This window comes from Stenotrophomonas sp. GD04054 (genome assembly GCF_029836955.1).
Lineage (GTDB): Bacteria > Pseudomonadota > Gammaproteobacteria > Xanthomonadales > Xanthomonadaceae > Stenotrophomonas > Stenotrophomonas maltophilia_A.
In genome coordinates, this window is sequence record NZ_JAOECR010000005.1 from 1 (window position 1) to 15,694 (window position 15,694).

The 15,694-nt window shown below is 64.7% G+C and carries 11 protein-coding genes; 4 read left to right on the plus strand and 7 right to left on the minus strand.

The window, feature by feature from the left end; all coding sequences use genetic code 11:
• From N7573_RS04550 to radA, 3 genes are all read right to left on the minus strand, one after another.
• A partial coding sequence (locus N7573_RS04550) for a tetratricopeptide repeat protein (protein ID WP_279943087.1) occupies nucleotides 1-2,293 on the minus strand: 2,293 nt, incomplete at its 3' end.
• A gap of 48 nt (nucleotides 2,294-2,341) precedes the next feature.
• Nucleotides 2,342-4,198 carry an ATP-binding protein gene (locus N7573_RS04555; RefSeq protein WP_279911923.1) on the minus strand — a complete coding sequence of 619 codons (1,857 nt, stop codon included), beginning with the start codon at nucleotides 4,196-4,198 and terminating at the stop codon, nucleotides 2,342-2,344.
• Nucleotides 4,199-4,342: 144 nt separating this feature from the next.
• The gene (gene radA, locus N7573_RS04560) at nucleotides 4,343-5,719 is read right to left on the minus strand and encodes a DNA repair protein RadA (protein WP_014646395.1); all 1,377 of its coding nucleotides are present in this window, start codon (nucleotides 5,717-5,719) and stop codon (nucleotides 4,343-4,345) included.
• Between the two features lie 149 nt (nucleotides 5,720-5,868).
• On the opposite strand from radA, the gene N7573_RS04565 reads away from it, so the two are divergent.
• The gene (locus N7573_RS04565) at nucleotides 5,869-7,929 is read left to right on the plus strand and encodes a bifunctional diguanylate cyclase/phosphodiesterase (protein WP_279911922.1); all 2,061 of its coding nucleotides are present in this window, start codon (nucleotides 5,869-5,871) and stop codon (nucleotides 7,927-7,929) included.
• 112 nt (nucleotides 7,930-8,041) lie between these two features.
• Here the strand turns inward: N7573_RS04565 and cyoD are convergent, their stop codons facing one another.
• Genes cyoD through cyoA form a run of 4 tightly spaced genes read right to left on the minus strand, consistent with a single transcriptional unit; the run spans nucleotide 8,042 to nucleotide 12,058 of the window.
• Nucleotides 8,042-8,383 (minus strand): cytochrome o ubiquinol oxidase subunit IV, encoded by a 342-nt coding sequence (gene cyoD / locus N7573_RS04570; protein ID WP_005408584.1) that lies wholly within the window; start codon nucleotides 8,381-8,383, stop codon nucleotides 8,042-8,044.
• A complete protein-coding gene (cyoC, locus tag N7573_RS04575) occupies nucleotides 8,383-9,021 on the minus strand; it encodes a cytochrome o ubiquinol oxidase subunit III (RefSeq protein ID WP_012510428.1) in 639 nt (212 codons plus the stop codon). The genes cyoD and cyoC overlap by 1 nt, the downstream gene beginning before the upstream one ends.
• Entirely contained in the window at nucleotides 9,018-11,015 is a 1,998-nt protein-coding gene (gene cyoB / locus N7573_RS04580) for a cytochrome o ubiquinol oxidase subunit I (protein WP_049462341.1), read from the minus strand. The genes cyoC and cyoB overlap by 4 nt, the downstream gene beginning before the upstream one ends.
• A 2-nt stretch (nucleotides 11,016-11,017) precedes the next feature.
• Nucleotides 11,018-12,058, minus strand: a complete 1,041-nt coding sequence (cyoA, locus tag N7573_RS04585) for a ubiquinol oxidase subunit II (RefSeq protein WP_032127566.1) — start codon at nucleotides 12,056-12,058, stop codon at nucleotides 11,018-11,020.
• Between the two features lie 352 nt (nucleotides 12,059-12,410).
• On the opposite strand from cyoA, the gene N7573_RS04590 reads away from it, so the two are divergent.
• From N7573_RS04590 to N7573_RS04600, 3 genes are all read left to right on the plus strand, one after another.
• Entirely contained in the window at nucleotides 12,411-13,046 is a 636-nt protein-coding gene (locus N7573_RS04590) for a GyrI-like domain-containing protein (RefSeq protein WP_279911920.1), read from the plus strand.
• Between the two features lie 180 nt (nucleotides 13,047-13,226).
• Complete coding sequence (locus tag N7573_RS04595; RefSeq protein ID WP_279911919.1) at nucleotides 13,227-14,627, plus strand: tyrosine-type recombinase/integrase; 1,401 nt, start codon at nucleotides 13,227-13,229, stop codon at nucleotides 14,625-14,627.
• A 316-nt stretch (nucleotides 14,628-14,943) separates the two neighbouring features.
• Complete coding sequence (locus N7573_RS04600; RefSeq protein WP_279911918.1) at nucleotides 14,944-15,588, plus strand: hypothetical protein; 645 nt, start codon at nucleotides 14,944-14,946, stop codon at nucleotides 15,586-15,588.
• Nucleotides 15,589-15,694 lie beyond the last annotated feature (106 nt).

A 15,694-nucleotide genomic window follows, 5' to 3' on the forward strand; every position in this document is an offset into this window, starting at 1 on the left:
GCTCGATCACGTCCAGGTGCGGCTGGCGATCCTGGTCGCAGGCTTCGGCCAGCCGCAGCCAGCAATGCGGATGCGGCCACTTCGTGGTTTCCTGCTGCAGGAAGCGGTGCAGCGCCAGCGGTGCATGGTCCTGCGGCTGGGCGACGGTGAACAGCAGGCCCGGCAGGGTGCCCTCCTCCTCGTCCGGATCGGTCACGGTGTAGTCCGGGCGGCTGTGCGACCACACCTGCCAGCCCTGCGCCTCGGCCGCTGCGACAAAGGCATTCCACGCGTCTTCGCCCGGGTGCGCGCCGTCGATCAGCCAGCTGCGGGCGAAGCCGCCGCGCTCCAGCACATGCACCTGCGCATAGGTCGGGATGAAATGCTCGCGCGCTTCCTCCTCCTCCGGCGCCGGGTGCACCAGCGCAGCATCGAACACCACCCAGTCGCCCACCTGCTGGGCACGGTTGGCCGGTGCGTTCTCGACGATACGTGCGGTGACCGGGCCACTGCGGCGCGCGTAGTACTCCATCGGCTCGCCGTTCTCTTCGCTGCGGATGATCACCCAGCCCCACGGCTCCTCGACCACGCCGTCCTGGCTGGACAGCTCCATGCCGATCGCCGCCGCCGAGCGGCGCACCGCATCCCAGTCGCGTGCCGCGCTGGCCGCGCTCATGTGGTCCCAGTGTGCGGCGTTGGGTTCTTCCAGCAGCTCCACCAGCTGCGCATAGCAGGCCTGCGCCTCGCTGAAGCGACCGGTTTCCATGTACATCCGCGCCAGCGTACCGCGTGCGCCATGCGAGCCCGGCGAGGCCGCCAGCAGCGCCTGCGCAGCCTGCTCCAGTGCCGGCCAGTCGGACACGCGACGGGCGCGCTGCACCTCGCACCAGTGCGCGAACACCGGCACGCTGCCGCGATAGGCATCAGCCAGCTGGCGCAGGCCTTCGTCGTCGCCCTGCTCGGTCAGCCAGCGCATCAGCGTGTAGGCGGCCGGGCCATCATCCTGCGTGTGTGCGCGCACGAAGCGCCACAGCAATGCGCGCGCTTCCGTCTGCGCCCCACAGGCGCTCAGCGCGGAGGCAGCCATCTCGGCCAGCGCCTCGTCATCTGGCAGCTGCGCCTGTGCCTGCAGCAGCCACTGCGCCTCACGTTCGGGATCGCGCGACTGATTCTGCTCTCCCTGCTCGTTCAGCCAAACCAGTAGTTCAGCGGCTGGCACCGGCAGCGGCGCCACATCCGGCAATGCATCGATGCGTGCCGCCAGGCCGGCCACCAGCGCAGCCGCACCCCGGTCCTGGCGCAGCTGTGCCAGATGGGTACGCGCCAGTTCCAGCTGGCGCAGCGCCACCCAGCGTGCGCCACGCTGCAGGGCCAGCTCCAGGCTCAGCGCAGCGACTTCGATCAGCAGGCGGTGCGAGCCAACCCCGGCAAAGTGTTCGATGATGGTGTTGAAGCGCGTACCCAGGTCCCAGGTATTGCGTGCGGGATCACGCCGGCACAGCGCTGCGGCGGTGTTCGCCCACAGCCGCCAGTAGGTAGGCGTCAGCTCGCTCCACGGCACCAGCTGCTGCAGGGCCTCTTCGTCGCGGTCCAGCTGCGCCAGCGCCCACGCCTTGGACAGGCGGCGCGGCACCGTGCAGTTGGCCGGCTCGTACTCGCCGGACGCCGCCACTTCGGCCTCGCGCTTCTCGATCAGCAGCAGCGCTTCTTCGGCGCGGCCCATGCCCAGCAGGATCTTGATCTGCATCTCCGGGAAGCTGTCGAACACTTCCTTGCCGCAGGCCTCGATCGCGTCGGACTGCACCTGCAAGTAATCCAGTGCCTCCTGGCCGCGGCCATCATCAAGCAGTGCATCGGCCTTCTCGCAGCTCAGGCACTGGAAGCAGGCCCAGCTCGGGTCGATGCGGCCCAGTGTTTCATCGCACACCTCGATGCGCTCCGGCACCCAGCCGGGGCCATCGATGTTGCCGTAGCAGGCGGCAAGATCCTGGGTCACGCAGATCGACTGCGGGCATTCCAGGGTGTCCTCGCGATGCGCACGCTCGAACAGCGCCACGGCTTCGCCCAGCGCGCTCTCGCCTTCGACGCGGTTGCCGACGCGGTTGCGCAGCGCCCAGTGGCCGACGTAGACGTCGACCCACGGGTTGTCCAGCGCCTTGCCCAGCGCACGCGCTTCGGGCAGCAGCGCGTCGACGCGGTCGACACGCAGTTCGCTCACCTCGTCGGCGAGGCGATTCAGCAGGTGCGCATTCTGCGCCTGGCCGGCCTGGCGCAGGTCACCCTGCAGTTTTTCGACCCAGTTCCAGATGTCCATGGGGTAAGTACTCCTGTCTAGCGAAGGCTGGATGAGAGGATGCGGTGCTCAGCGCAGCATCTGCTGCAGGGCACCGGCGATATCGGTGAAGGCGCCGTTGAGATCCGGGCCGGGCGTGGCGGTCGCGCGGGCCAGTGGACGGCCCTGCGCGGCGACGATGATCTTCAGTGAGCGCAGCAGGCGCGCTGCGGCTTCGGCCTGCGGGTGGCCCTCGCGCTGGGCGCGCAGCAGCGCCTGCACCGCGGGGTTGTCGAGGTTGAGGTACAGCCGCGATGGCGCACGCGATTCGATGCGCGCGGTGAACTGACGCGCCAGCCGCAGCGCCGCCATTGAAACGCGCTTGTCGTTCTCATCGTCTTCCAGGCGCTGCTTCAGCTCGGCTTCGCGGTCGGGCACCACCACCACCGGCAGCGACTCGGGACTGAAGCGTGCCGGCAGCAATTGTTCGCCGTCACCCAGCTGCTCGCGCAGCCATGCCAGCTGCGCCTCGTCGAGGCTGTCATCGCTGCGGAACAGCGCACGGTTGCCCTGTTCGGTGCCCAGTTCAACCAAGCGCAGGCCCTTGGCCTGGGCCCAGCGCCGCAGGAACGGCACTACTGCATAGCGATGACCATGCGCGACCGGCACGCCCATCGCACGGAACAGCATTTCCTCGAAGCCGCCACCGTTGTCGAGGATCACATGCACGGCACCGCGTGCGGGCAGCGCACTGGCCGGCAGGTCGCCCTGCGAGGTCGGCACGCGCACGTGTTCCAGCAACAGGTCGAACAGGCGGTCATCGCACAGCGCCGCGCCCAGCAGCGCCTCGTTGTGGCGGCTCAATACACGTCGCCACGCTTCCGGCTGCTGCCGCGCGACGTCGGCCAGGCCATCAATCAGCGCCTCCAGCAACGCATGCTGCACGGCGCGGTACTGGTCGTCGCGCTGCAGGTCTTCGCGGCTGGCGGTAGGCGTGAGCCGCGAGGATTCGATCACCCCGCCGATGAAGCCCGCCCACGGCGGCAGCAGGTCACGCGCATCGTCGTCCAGCAGCATGCCGCGCACGAACACCGACAGGTTGCGGTTGTCACTGGTGCCGTAGGTGGCACCGTCCTGCACCCACAGCAGGCCGGTGGCATCGCTGTTGCCATCGGCACGCAGCGGCACGGTGACGATCGGCTCGAAATCATGTTCGAAACGCGCCGCGAACTGCAGCGCCTGGCGACGCGCCTGCACCGGATGCAGGGCCACATCGCCCTGGCCGCGCCACGGCGGCGGCTCGGGGTTGAGCGCCTCGCCTGCAGCACCGATGAAGATCGGCTCGGACAGCAGCGCGCAGTAGCGACCCAGCACTTCGTGCAGGCGCGCCTCGTTGGCCAGCGGCAGGAAGTCCGGATGCAGCTCCAGTTCCACCTCGGTGCCGACCGCGCGTGCCGGCACTTCGCTGACGGTGTACTGCTCGGCGTTGCTGGACACGTACAGATGGCCCAGTTCCGGCGTCTGGTACGAGGTGGTGCGCACGCTGACCCGGCGCGCCAGCACGAAGGCCGACAGGAAGCCGAGGCCGAACATGCCGATCAGGCCCTCATCGTCCTCGCCGCCCTGGCGCAGGCCGCGGGTGTAGCCGACGCCGACGGTCGCCAGGTAGTCATGGATCTCCTGGCGGGTCAGGCCGGCGCCGGTATCGATGATGCGCAGCACGCCGGCACCGGCATCGACCTGCACCGAAATGCGCGAAGGCACCTCGACGCCGGGCTGCTCGATGCGGCGGCGGATGATCGAGTCGTGCGCGTTCTGCACCAGCTCACGCAGTGCCACCACCGGGGTGGAATACAGGTGCTTGCCCAGCACCGTCATCAGTCCATTGAGATCGACCCCGGCGCGACGGATTTCGGCGTTGGGGGCGGTGAGCGCGGTGTCCTGCATGTAATCGTTTACTCCTGGGCACGGAAAGACGCCAGAGGGCGCCTTCGTCGAGCGGGAAAAACTAGCACAGGGAGGCTGACCGTTGCCGTGTCGGCCGCCGTATTCCACGTGCGCGGTGGTGACGCCGGGCCATGCCCGGCGCGATCACGCCGCGTCGATAGCCTCGGACAGGCGCTCCACCGCAATCACTTCCATACCCTTCACCGAACCGCCCTTGGGCGCATTGGCCTTAGGTACGATGGCGCGCTTGAAGCCATGCGTGGCGGCCTCGCGCAAGCGGTCTTCGCCATTGGGTACCGGTCGGATCTCGCCGGACAGGCCAACCTCGCCAAACGCAATCGTCTTTTCCGCCAGCGGCCGGTCCTGCAGCGAGGACAGCACCGCCAGCAGCACCGGCAGGTCGGCTGCGGTCTCCTGTACGCGGATACCCCCGACCACATTGACGAACACGTCCTGGTCGCCGACCAGCACGCCACCATGACGGTGCAGCACGGCCAGCAGCATGGCCAGGCGGTTCTGCTCCAGGCCGACTGCGACACGGCGCGGGTTCGACAGCGGCGACGCATCCACCAGCGCCTGCACTTCCACCAGCAGCGGCCGGGTACCCTCGCGCGTGACCATCACGCAGCTGCCGGGTTGGTGGGTACTGCCGCCGGACAGGAAGATCGCCGACGGATTGGAGACTTCCTTCAGGCCCTTGTCGCCCATCGCGAACACGCCCAGCTCGTTGACCGCACCGAAGCGGTTCTTGAACGCGCGCAGTAGGCGGAAGCGGCTGCCACTCTCGCCTTCGAAGTACAGCACCGCATCGACCATGTGTTCGAGCACGCGCGGGCCGGCGATACCGCCCTCCTTGGTCACGTGGCCGACCAGGAACACGGCGGTGCCGGTCTCCTTGGCGAAACGCACCAGCCGCGCCGCGCTCTCGCGTACCTGGCTGACCGAGCCGGGCGCGGCGGTCAGGCTCTCGGTCCACAGGGTCTGTACGGAGTCGGCCACGATCAGCCGCGGGCCGGCCTTGGACGCATGCTGCAGGATCGACTCGACGCCGGTCTCGGCCAGCGCGTTGACACCATCCAGCGGCAATTCCAGCCGGTGTGCGCGGCCGGCCACCTGGGCCAGCGACTCCTCGCCCGTGACGTACAGCACCGGCAGCTCGGCCGCCATCTTCGCCACCGCCTGCAGCAGCAGGGTCGACTTGCCGATGCCCGGGTCACCACCGACCAGTACCACCGCGCCCTCGACCAGGCCACCGCCCAGCACGCGATCGAACTCGCCGATGCCGGTCGAGACACGGCGATGCTCGGTCTGCTCCACGTCCTTCAGGGCGGTGATCTTCGGCGGGTCGATCTTGCCGGCCCAGCCGGCCCGGCGCGACGCGGGCGCCTTGGCCGCCGCCGCGCTCTCCAGCACGATTTCCGACAGCGAGTTCCAGGCGTTGCACTCGGTGCACTGGCCCTGCCACTTGCTGAATTCGGCGCCGCATTCATTGCAGACGTAGGCGGTGCGGGCTTTTGCCATCGGATGATTTCCAGCAACGGGAACAGGCGTGGCAGGATAGCCGAGCCGGGTCGCAGGTGCTGCGACCGCTCAAGTCCCGCCCACCCGCGCCGATAGCTGTCGCGGGCGTGCGCCTTGCGGGCGCCCCTCCCTCCCCCTCTGGATTCAACATGACTGGCAGTTACAGTCAGAGCCTGGTCGCCATCTCCCTGCTGGTGGCCATTCTTGCTTCGTACACGGCGCTGGACATGGCCGGCCGCCTGGCCACGGCCGAGGGCCGCGTGGCCCGCTGGTGGCTGGCCGGCGGCGCGGCGGCGATGGGCCTGGGTATCTGGTCGATGCATTTCATCGGCATGCTGGCCTTCGACCTGCCGATCCCGGTCGGCTACGACCTCGGCATCACCCTGTATTCGCTTGCAGTGTCGATCGGCGCTTCGGCCTATGCGCTGTGGCTGGTGTCACGCCCCAGCCTGCCCTGGCGACGACTGCTGGCCGGCGCCGTGCTGATGGGCCTGGGCATTGCCACCATGCACTACCTTGGCATGGCCGCGATGCGCATGCAGCCGGGTATCGACTACCACCCGGGCTGGTTCGCCGCCTCCATTGCAGTAGCCATCGGTGCGGCCGGCGCGGCGCTGTGGATCGCCTTCCGCCTGCGTTCCGAGCAGCGCCACACCATGCGCCTGCGCGCACTGGCCTCGCTGGTGATGGGCCTGGCCATCGTCGGCATGCATTACACCGGCATGGCCGCCGCACGCTTCCCCGAAGGCAGCATCTGCGGCGCGGTCGGCAGCGGCGGCATCGACACGCGCTGGCTGGCAGTGCTGGTGATCGTCACCACTGTAGCCACCCTGGGTATCGCCCTGGTCGCCTCGCTGTTCGATCGGCAGATGCGCGTGCGTACCGGGCTGCTGGCCGATTCACTGGCACACGCCAACGACAAGCTGATCCAGGCCGCCCTGCATGACCCGCTGACCCAGCTGCCCAACCGCATGCTGCTGCAGGACCGCATCGAACAGGCCATCGAGAAGGCGCGCCGCCGCGGCCGCGCAGTGGCGGTGATGTTCTGCGACCTGGACGGCTTCAAGGCGGTCAACGATGCCTACGGCCACCAATTGGGCGACCGCCTGCTGGTGGCGGTGGCACAGCGCATCGGCGGCCTGCTGCGGCCGCAGGACACGTTCGCGCGCCTCGGCGGCGACGAGTTCGTGATCGTGCTGGCCATCGACACCCCGGACGATGCGGTGGTGGTGGCCGAACGCATCATCGCCGCTGCCGGCGAACCATTCACCCTGGATGCCGCCGAACTGCAGGTCAGCGCCAGTCTCGGCATCGCCCTGTACCCGGATGACGCCAGCAACGAGCGCGAACTGATGGCGCACGCCGATGCGGCGATGTACCACACCAAGGAAACAGGCCGGAACGGCTATACCTTCTTCACCCCGTCGATGCAGCTCAGCGCCAACCGCCAGCTGCGCCTGCTGCAGGATCTGCGCAAGGCGATCGCGCATGACGAGCTGCTGCTGCACTACCAGCCGAAGTTCCCGGCCGCTGGCGCACCAGCTACCGGCGCCGAGGCCCTGCTGCGCTGGCAGCACCCGGAACTGGGCCTGCTGGCGCCGGATGTGTTCATTCCCATCGCCGAGCGCAGTGGCCTGATCCTGCCGATCGGCGACTGGGTACTGGACCGTGCCTGTGCACAGCTGCGTGCATGGCACGAGGCCGGGCATACCGGATGGTCGATGGCGGTGAACCTGTCGCCGCTGCAGTTCTCCTCGCCGGCCCTGCTGGACAGCGTGCGCGAGGTGCTGCAGCGGCACCGGATCGAGCCGGCGCGGTTGACCCTGGAGATCACCGAGACCACGGCGATGAAGGATGTCGACGCCAGCCTGGCGATTCTCAACGATCTGACCGCGATGGGCGTGCATATCGCCATCGACGATTTCGGCACCGGCTACTCCAGCCTGCTGTACCTGAAGCGGATGCCGGCCACCGAACTGAAGATCGACCGTGCGTTCGTGCATGACCTGGAACGCAACGACGAGGATGCCGCCATCGTGTCGTCGATCATCGCGCTGGGCCGCACCCTGCAGCTGCAGGTGGTGGCCGAAGGCGTGGAGACGCAGGCGCAGCGCGAATACCTGAGCGAACTGGGCTGCGACCAGCTGCAGGGCTATCACCTGGGCCGGCCTATGGATGCCGAAGAGTTCCTGCGCCGGGTGGCGGGGTAGAGCCGGCCGGCTTCCCGCGATTGCCGGCCAGCGGCCGGCACTACCCATATCCGCAGACAAACAAAAAGGCCGCCCGAGGGCGGCCTTTCTGCGTGGCAACGTCGCGAGGACGTCAGTGCATCATGTGCACGTTCATGTTGTGCATGACCCACAGGGTACCGACCACGATGATGCCGATCACCACCACGGTGAAGGCCGCAGCGTTGACGTTCCAGCGGCTTTCCGAAGAGCGGTCCAGGTGCAGGAAGAACACCAGGTGGACCAGCATCTGCAGCACCGCGGTGATCGCGATCACCACACCGTTGACGGTGCGCGAGAAGTCGCCCGACATCACCATCCAGAACGGGATGACGGTCAGCACCACCGCCAGCACGAAGCCGATCAGGTACGACTTCACGGTGCCATGGCTTTCGCCGCCGGTGCCGTGGTCGTGTGCATGGTTGTCATGTGCCATTACAGGGCTCCATTGAGGTAGACGACGGAGAACACGCCGATCCAGATCAGGTCCAGGAAGTGCCAGAACAGGCTCAGGCACGCCATGCGGGTCTTGTTGGTCGGGGTCAGGCCGTACTTCTTCAGCTGCACGAACATCACCAGCAGCCACAGCAGGCCGGCGCTGACGTGCAGCCCGTGGGTACCGACCAGGGCGAAGAACGCCGACAGGAAGGCACTGCGGTCCGGACCGTAGCCCTGATGGATCAGGTGCTGGAACTCCCACACTTCCATGCACATGAAGCCGAAGCCCAGCAGCCAGGTGATGCCCAGCCACAGGTACATCTGGCCCATCTGCTTGCGGTGCATGGCAATCATGCCCAGGCCGAAGGTCAGCGAGGAGGTCAGCAGCAGCGCGGTTTCCCATGCAACGAACGGCAGTTCGAACAGGTCCTTCGCGGTCGGGCCACCATCGGTACCGCCGGCCAGCACCACGTAGGTGGCGAACAGCGAGGCGAAGATGAGGCAGTCGCTCATCAGGTACACCCAGAAACCGAAGACGGTGTTGCCGCCGGTGTCGTGGTGCTCGTGGTCGTCATGGCCATGGGCCGCCGCTTGCGCGGCGTGCCCGTGGCTCAGGGTCGAGGTATTGGTGCTCATGCCTTCAGCTCCGACTTCACCAGGCCCTGGTTTTCCAGGTGCTTGCGGTGTTCGTTCTCGATGCGTTCCACCTCGGCGGCCGGGACCCAGTAGTCCACGTCCTGGTCGAAGGTGCGGTAGATGAACGTGGCGATCATGCCGACGAAGCCGACGATGGCCAGCCACCAGATGTGCCAGATCATCGCGAAGCCGAACACCAGGCTGAAGGCACCGATGACAACGCCCGTGCCGGTGTTGCGCGGCATGTGGATGTCGGTGTACTTGGCCGGCTTCGGCCAGGCTTCACCACGCTGCTTGCGCTCCCAGAAATCGTCCAGCTCGGTGACTTCCGGCAGGCTGCCGAAGTTGTAGAAGGCCGGCGGCGAAGAGGTTTCCCACTCCAGCGTACGGGCATCCCACGGGTCGCCGGTCAGGTCGGCGGTCTTCTTGCGGTCGCGGATCGACACGGCCACCTGGATGATCTGGCACAGGATGCCGGCACCCACGATGAAGGCACCTGCAGCGGCCACCAGCAGCAGCGGCTCGTAGGCCGGGTTGACGGTGCTCTGCAGACGACGGGTCATGCCCATGAAGCCCAGCACGTACATCGGCATGAAGGTCACGTAGAAGCCGATGAACCAGCACCAGAACGCGCACTTGCCCCAGAACTCATTGAGGCGGAAGCCGAACATCTTCGGCCACCAGTAGGTGATGCCGGCGAACATGCCGAACACCACGCCGCCGATGATGACGTTGTGGAAGTGGGCGATCAGGAACAGGCTGTTGTGCAGCACGAAGTCGATGGCCGGGATCGCCAGCATCACGCCGGTCATGCCGCCGATGGTGAAGGTGACCATGAAGCCGATGGTCCACAGCACGGGCGTGGTGAACTGCACGCGACCGCGGAACATGGTGAACAGCCAGTTGAAGATCTTCACGCCGGTCGGGATCGAGATGATCATCGTCGTGATGCCGAAGAAGGCATTGACGTTGGCACCCGAGCCCATGGTGAAGAAGTGGTGCAGCCACACGATGAACGACAGCACGCCGATGCAGGCGGTGGCGTAGACCATGCCCTTGTAGCCGAACAGCGCCTTGCGCGAGAAGGTCGCGATGACTTCGGAGAACACACCGAACGCCGGCAGGACCAGGATGTACACCTCCGGGTGACCCCAGATCCAGATCAGGTTGATGTACAGCATGGCGTTGCCGCCACCGTCATTGGTGAAGAAGTGCGTACCCAGGTAACGGTCCAGGGTCAGCAGCACCAGGGTGATGGTCAGCACCGGGAAGGCAGCGACGATCAGCACGTTGGTCACCAGGGCGGTCCAGGTGAACACCGGCATCTGCATCAGCTTCATGCTGGGGGTACGCATCTTCAGGATGGTGATGAAGAAGTTGATACCGCTCAGCGTGGTACCCAGGCCTGCGACCTGTAGACCCCAGATGTAGTAGTCCATGCCTACGCTTGGACTGTATTCGATGCCCGACAACGGCGGGAACGCCAGCCAGCCGGTGGCAGCGAACTCACCGATCCACAGCGACAGCATGATCAGCACCGCGCCGGACACGAACAGCCAGAAGCTGAGCGAGTTGACGAACGGGAACGCGACGTCGCGCGCACCGATCTGCAGCGGCACGGCCAGGTTCATCAGGCCGGTGATCAGCGGCATCGCCACGAAGAAGATCATGATCACGCCGTGGGCGGTGAAGATCTGGTCGTAGTGGTGCGGCGGCAGGTAACCCTCGGACCCGCCGACGGCGAGCGCCTGCTGGGTACGCATCATGATGGCGTCGGAGAAACCGCGCAGCAGCATGACGAAGGCGACGATGAGGTACATCACGCCGATCTTCTTGTGATCCACCGAAGTGAACCACTCCTTCCACAGATAGCCCCACAGCTTGAACTTGGTGATCAGGGCCATGACGCCCAGGCCACCCAGCACCGCGCCGACCAGGGTGGTCAGCACGATCGGATCGTGGGGGATCGACTCAATTGAGAGTTTACCCAACATGTTCATTCTCCCGAGCCCGCATGGCCGGCGTGGCCTGCGTGTTCGTGTTCGTTGGCATCCAGGTTTTCACCCGATTCCTTGGAATCATGCGCGTCACTGGGGGCATGGCCCTCGTGCGCTTCATGGCTGGCGGCATCGGCAGCGGCGGCACCGGCGTGTTCGTGCTTCATGCCGTAATGCTTGTTGTCGCCCATGTGCTTGGCGATGACCCAGTCGAACAGGCCTTCTTCGGTCTTGCCGAAGTAGGTGACCGGATACCACTCGGCGTTGCGTGCTTCGCCCAGCGCCTTGAACGAGGCCTTGTCCAAGGTCTGCTCACCGGCACGGACCTGGTCCAGCCACTGGCGGTATTCGGCATCGGTGACCGAGTAGGCGGTGAAGTGCATCTTGGCGAAGCCCGCGCCGCTGTAGTGCGAGGACATGCCCGGGAATTCACCGGTCTCGTTGGCGATCAGATGGAGCTTGGTCTCCATCGCAGCCATCGAGTAGATCATGCTGCCCAGGTGCGGGATGAAGAACGCATTCATCACCGAATCGGACGTGATCTTGAAGTTCAGCGGCGTGTTGACCGGGAACTTGATTTCGTTGACGACCGCCACCTTCTCTTCCGGATAGATGAACAGCCACTTCCAGTCCAGCGAGATCGCCTCGATGGTGACCGGCTTGACGTCCGAATCCAGCGGCTTGTACGGGTCCAGCGCGTGCGACGAGCGCCAGGTCAGGACCGCCAGCACCAGCACGATCATGCAGGGAATGGACCACACCACCACCTCGATCGCCGTCGAGTGGGACCACTTCGGCTCGTAGCGGGCCTTGGTGTTGGAGGCGCGATACTTCCACGCGAAGGTCAGGGTCATGATGATGACCGGGATGACGACCAGCAGCATGAGCACGGTGGCCGTGATCAGCAGGGTCTTCTCATCCTGGCCGATCTGGCCCTTCGGACTGAGGATGGCCACCGCATCGCAGCCGGTGAGCATCACCAGCAACGACAGCAGCAGGCCCGGGCGCAACCAGCGCCCAAGGGTTTTCAACGGAATCATCGGTCGATCCAATTGCGAGGGAATGCCGTTCCCCGTCCTGCCTGTTCCGGCCAAAGCCGGCCCCACCGGTCCGGAAGACAGGCAGGGAGGTGGGGTCGAGTCAGCCTTTCAATTTTAGGCCGTCACCCACCATTTAAGAAAGGCATTGACAATGATCGAGCGCAGGAAAGGCCCGTTTCTGGCTGCGACACGTTGTCGCACCGCGCAACTGCGGCGGGCAGAACACCCGGGGGCGGCATCCTAGCATCGGGCGATGGCGGCTGCTCCGCCCGTGTTCGGCAAAGTCATCTGAACCTGTTCAGGCGTGCTGGCGGGTGCCCGGCGTGGGATGCTCGGCGCAGGAGGAAGGCCCGTGGACAAGATCGACTTCAAGAAGCGCGATCGCGCGTTGTACCTGCCCCCGGCGGGCCGGTTCGTGACGGTAGACGTACCGCCCCTGCCCTACCTGATGGTCGACGGCCACGGTGATCCGAATACCGCCCCCGCGTATGTGCAGGCGGTGCAGTGGCTGTACGCGGTGAGCTATGCACTGAAGTTCGCACTGAAGTCCGGGGGCCAGGACTACGTGGTGCCACCGCTGGAAGCCCTGTGGACCGCCGAGGATCCGTCGAGCTTTGTGGCTCGCCGCAAGGATGAGTGGAGGTGGACGGTGATGATCCGCACGCCGGACGGGATCAGTCCAGCGCAGTTGGAGGCTGCCATCGCCAAGGCGGCGAAGAAACTGGGCGACGTTCCGGCCAGCCTTCGCCACGAAGTTCTTGAAGAAGGCCTCTGCCTGCAGACCCTGCATGTAGGCGCTTACGATGACGAGGGTCCGGCCCTGGCCCATCTGCACGACGAACTGATGCCTTCGCTGGGCTACGCCTTTGCCGGCCCCCATCATGAGATCTACCTGAGCGACCCGCGCAGGATCGACGCTGCGCGGTTGAAGACCGTGCTGCGGCAGCCGGTGCGCGCGCTTGAGCCTGATAAGGGTTCGCGCTCATGACACAAGAGCCGTGATTGCTTCAAATGCCCAAACAAAAAGCCCCGACCAAGGCCGGGGCTTTTCATGCAACTGGTGCCGGAAACAGGAGCCGTTAAGACATGTTCGGCAAAGCGCTGAGGCTACTGGCACAAGGCTTTCCGCTGTACCCTTTGTGCCCGCACTTTGTACCCGCACCACACAATGTCCCTCCCCTCCGGCATCAAGCGTCGTGGCAACACCTACTCCGCTCGCTATGTGCTTCCTCGCTCTGTGCAACGTATCGCAGGCAGACATGACCTCGTGCAGGCGTTGGGCACCAGCTCCCTCAGTGATGCCGTAGAACTGGCTGGACCGATCATTGCGGGATGGAAAGCCTGGGCAGCTGCCGTGAGCAAGGGAGACATGCGGCACGAGCCTGAGGTGTACGTCAGGCGTGCCGAGGTTGCCCACCGGTTGATCCGGGATGGCATCGATCAATGGTCGCCGGAGCTGATCGTGGAGCGCGCCCGCGAGGTGTTCGCCATGCAGCAGGCTGGAGAGATCGCAGCCAACGACGTCGAAGCCCAGGTCGACCTCGACGTGGAGAGGTACGTCGCGCAGCAGCAGAATGCAGGTGCACAGATCGATATCGAGGGCGTGAGACGCGCCCGAAGGGCCGCGCTCGGCCAACTTGGGGTCACCGTGGCCGATAGCCTAGAGTCCTACCTGCATGAGCGTACAGGAGACCTCACAGCTCAATCTCTGACTGAGACTAAGAAACGCTGCACTGCGTTCGTTCGGTGGGTCGGGAGCAATGTTGAGATGGCGACCATTTCCCGTGTCACGGCTGGACAGTTCTTGGCGAAGGTGATCCAACCGCGACCAGTGTCTAGGACGACTAAGACGAAGGAGATATCCGCCTGTCGGGGCTGGTTCCAATGGGCAATGCTGCGCGGCGAGGTTGACGCCAACCCGTTCGACCGCATGCAAGCGACCTTGAAGAAGTCAAAGCGCGGCACTGAGGCTGCGCGCAGGACGTGGACCGAGGCTGAACTACTGGTTGTACTGAGGGGTCTGAAGGATGACCGGCGGGAGCCGCTGCTGCTTCCCCTTACGCTGCTGGCGCTCTACACAGGGATGCGATTGAACGAGGTGTGCAACCTCACCTTGACCGATTACGATTCAGCAGCCCAGGTACTACACGTCCGCGAAGGCAAGTCGCAGGCAGCGGTAAGGGCGGTCCCGATTCACCCGGCCATCCGTTCAACCGTTGCAGCACTGGCGAGGGAGACACCTGATGGCTACCTGCTGCCGGGCCTCGTGCCGGGAGGCCCTGATCGGAAGCGAGGCCACGGCATCGGCAAGACGTGGGGCAGACGCATTCGCTCTCTAGGCATCACTGACCGTCGCCTTGTGTTCCATACGCTTCGAGCGACCTTCATCACAGCCGCCCTCAATGGCGGGGCGACCAAGGAAGTGGTGCAGCAGGTCGCAGGCCACGAGCGGGAGGGCGTGACCATGACCAGCTATGCTCGGGTACTGTCACTGGAACTCTGCCGCTTGGCAGTGGAAAGCGTGAGCTTCGAGGCGGTCGACCAGCACACGCAAGCACAGAGTTTGTAGCCCTCCCCGGTCACACCCACGTTCGGCAAGGGGGCGCATCCAGAACTCCTATGCTTACCAAGACATCTCCACGTCAACAGAAAACCGCACTCAGACTGTCGCTCACATGCGGCAACGCTCGGGCAACCAACTTGCTTGTCCGTAGCATCCCACTTCGTACTCCCACTGATGCTCCGGACGGACACTATCAAGGCGACCGCTAGTCTGGCGCACGGGGAAGCCCTTGAGCTTTAATGAATAGGCCTTGACGCGACCTTCACGGTGTGTCAAAAACGCCCATTGTGTCCGTTAAGTTTGAAATCCTCTAGGGGGGAAGATGGAGCTTCTGATTGACAACGCCGAGAAGATTGTTTCATTCATCGCAGGCCTGATTGCGATATTTGGGACCGTGGCATGGAGGAAACGCAAGAGCTCCTCTCGAGGCATGGAGGCATCAATGGACGAGAGTTCAGGAGGGTCCTCGAGTTCCGGCAACACCCTTAATAACAACGCCACTCAGACGGTCAATATTAACCTTAGTCAACCAGGCAGCCACGCGAATTCGGCAACTAGCCAGAACTTGACAGAAATGCCTCTGCTCGAATTGAAGCGTAGCGCAAGAATTCTCTTCATTGACGATGATCGCGGCATTAAGATCGTCGGAGTCCTCAAGAAGATGGGGTGGCAGTATGTTCGCATCGTCACCGACGTGCACTCACTTGAAGACTCGTCGATATTGGAGGCAGATGTAGTATTTGTCGACATTAACGGCGTCGGCCGTCTGATGCACTATCAGGACGAAGGATTGGGCCTTGCGCTCGGCATTAAGCGCAGGCACTCAAAAAAGAAAGTAATCATCTACTCTGCTCAAGAAGAGGGCAGAATGTTCCATGAGGCATTCCAAGAGGCAGACTATTCGCTCCCGAAGACGGCGGAGCCGGTTCGCTTTGAGGATGCAATTGTTAGAGTAGTTAAGAGATGAAAGAGCAAGTTCCTCGCATGCTTCTTTGGTCGCTTGATCGTACTGAGCCCTTCATCAATCAGTTTGGCGCGGATTCAAGACCGGCCAGGCTAGCACTCCCGAAGAC

Excerpts from the sequence above, each read along its gene's own strand:
- N7573_RS04600 (WP_279911918.1), top strand. The coding sequence starts at position 14,944 with ATGGAGCTTCTGATTGACAACGCCGAGAAGATTGTTTCATTCATCGCA.
- N7573_RS04555 (WP_279911923.1), bottom strand. The coding sequence starts at position 4,198 with ATGCAGGACACCGCGCTCACCGCCCCCAACGCCGAAATCCGTCGCGCC.
- radA (WP_014646395.1), bottom strand. The coding sequence starts at position 5,719 with ATGGCAAAAGCCCGCACCGCCTACGTCTGCAATGAATGCGGCGCCGAA.
- cyoA (WP_032127566.1), bottom strand. The coding sequence starts at position 12,058 with ATGATTCCGTTGAAAACCCTTGGGCGCTGGTTGCGCCCGGGCCTGCTG.
- cyoC (WP_012510428.1), bottom strand. The coding sequence starts at position 9,021 with ATGAGCACCAATACCTCGACCCTGAGCCACGGGCACGCCGCGCAAGCG.
- cyoB (WP_049462341.1), bottom strand. The coding sequence starts at position 11,015 with ATGTTGGGTAAACTCTCAATTGAGTCGATCCCCCACGATCCGATCGTG.
- N7573_RS04595 (WP_279911919.1), top strand. The coding sequence starts at position 13,227 with ATGTCCCTCCCCTCCGGCATCAAGCGTCGTGGCAACACCTACTCCGCT.
- N7573_RS04565 (WP_279911922.1), top strand. The coding sequence starts at position 5,869 with ATGACTGGCAGTTACAGTCAGAGCCTGGTCGCCATCTCCCTGCTGGTG.
- cyoD (WP_005408584.1), bottom strand. The coding sequence starts at position 8,383 with ATGGCACATGACAACCATGCACACGACCACGGCACCGGCGGCGAAAGC.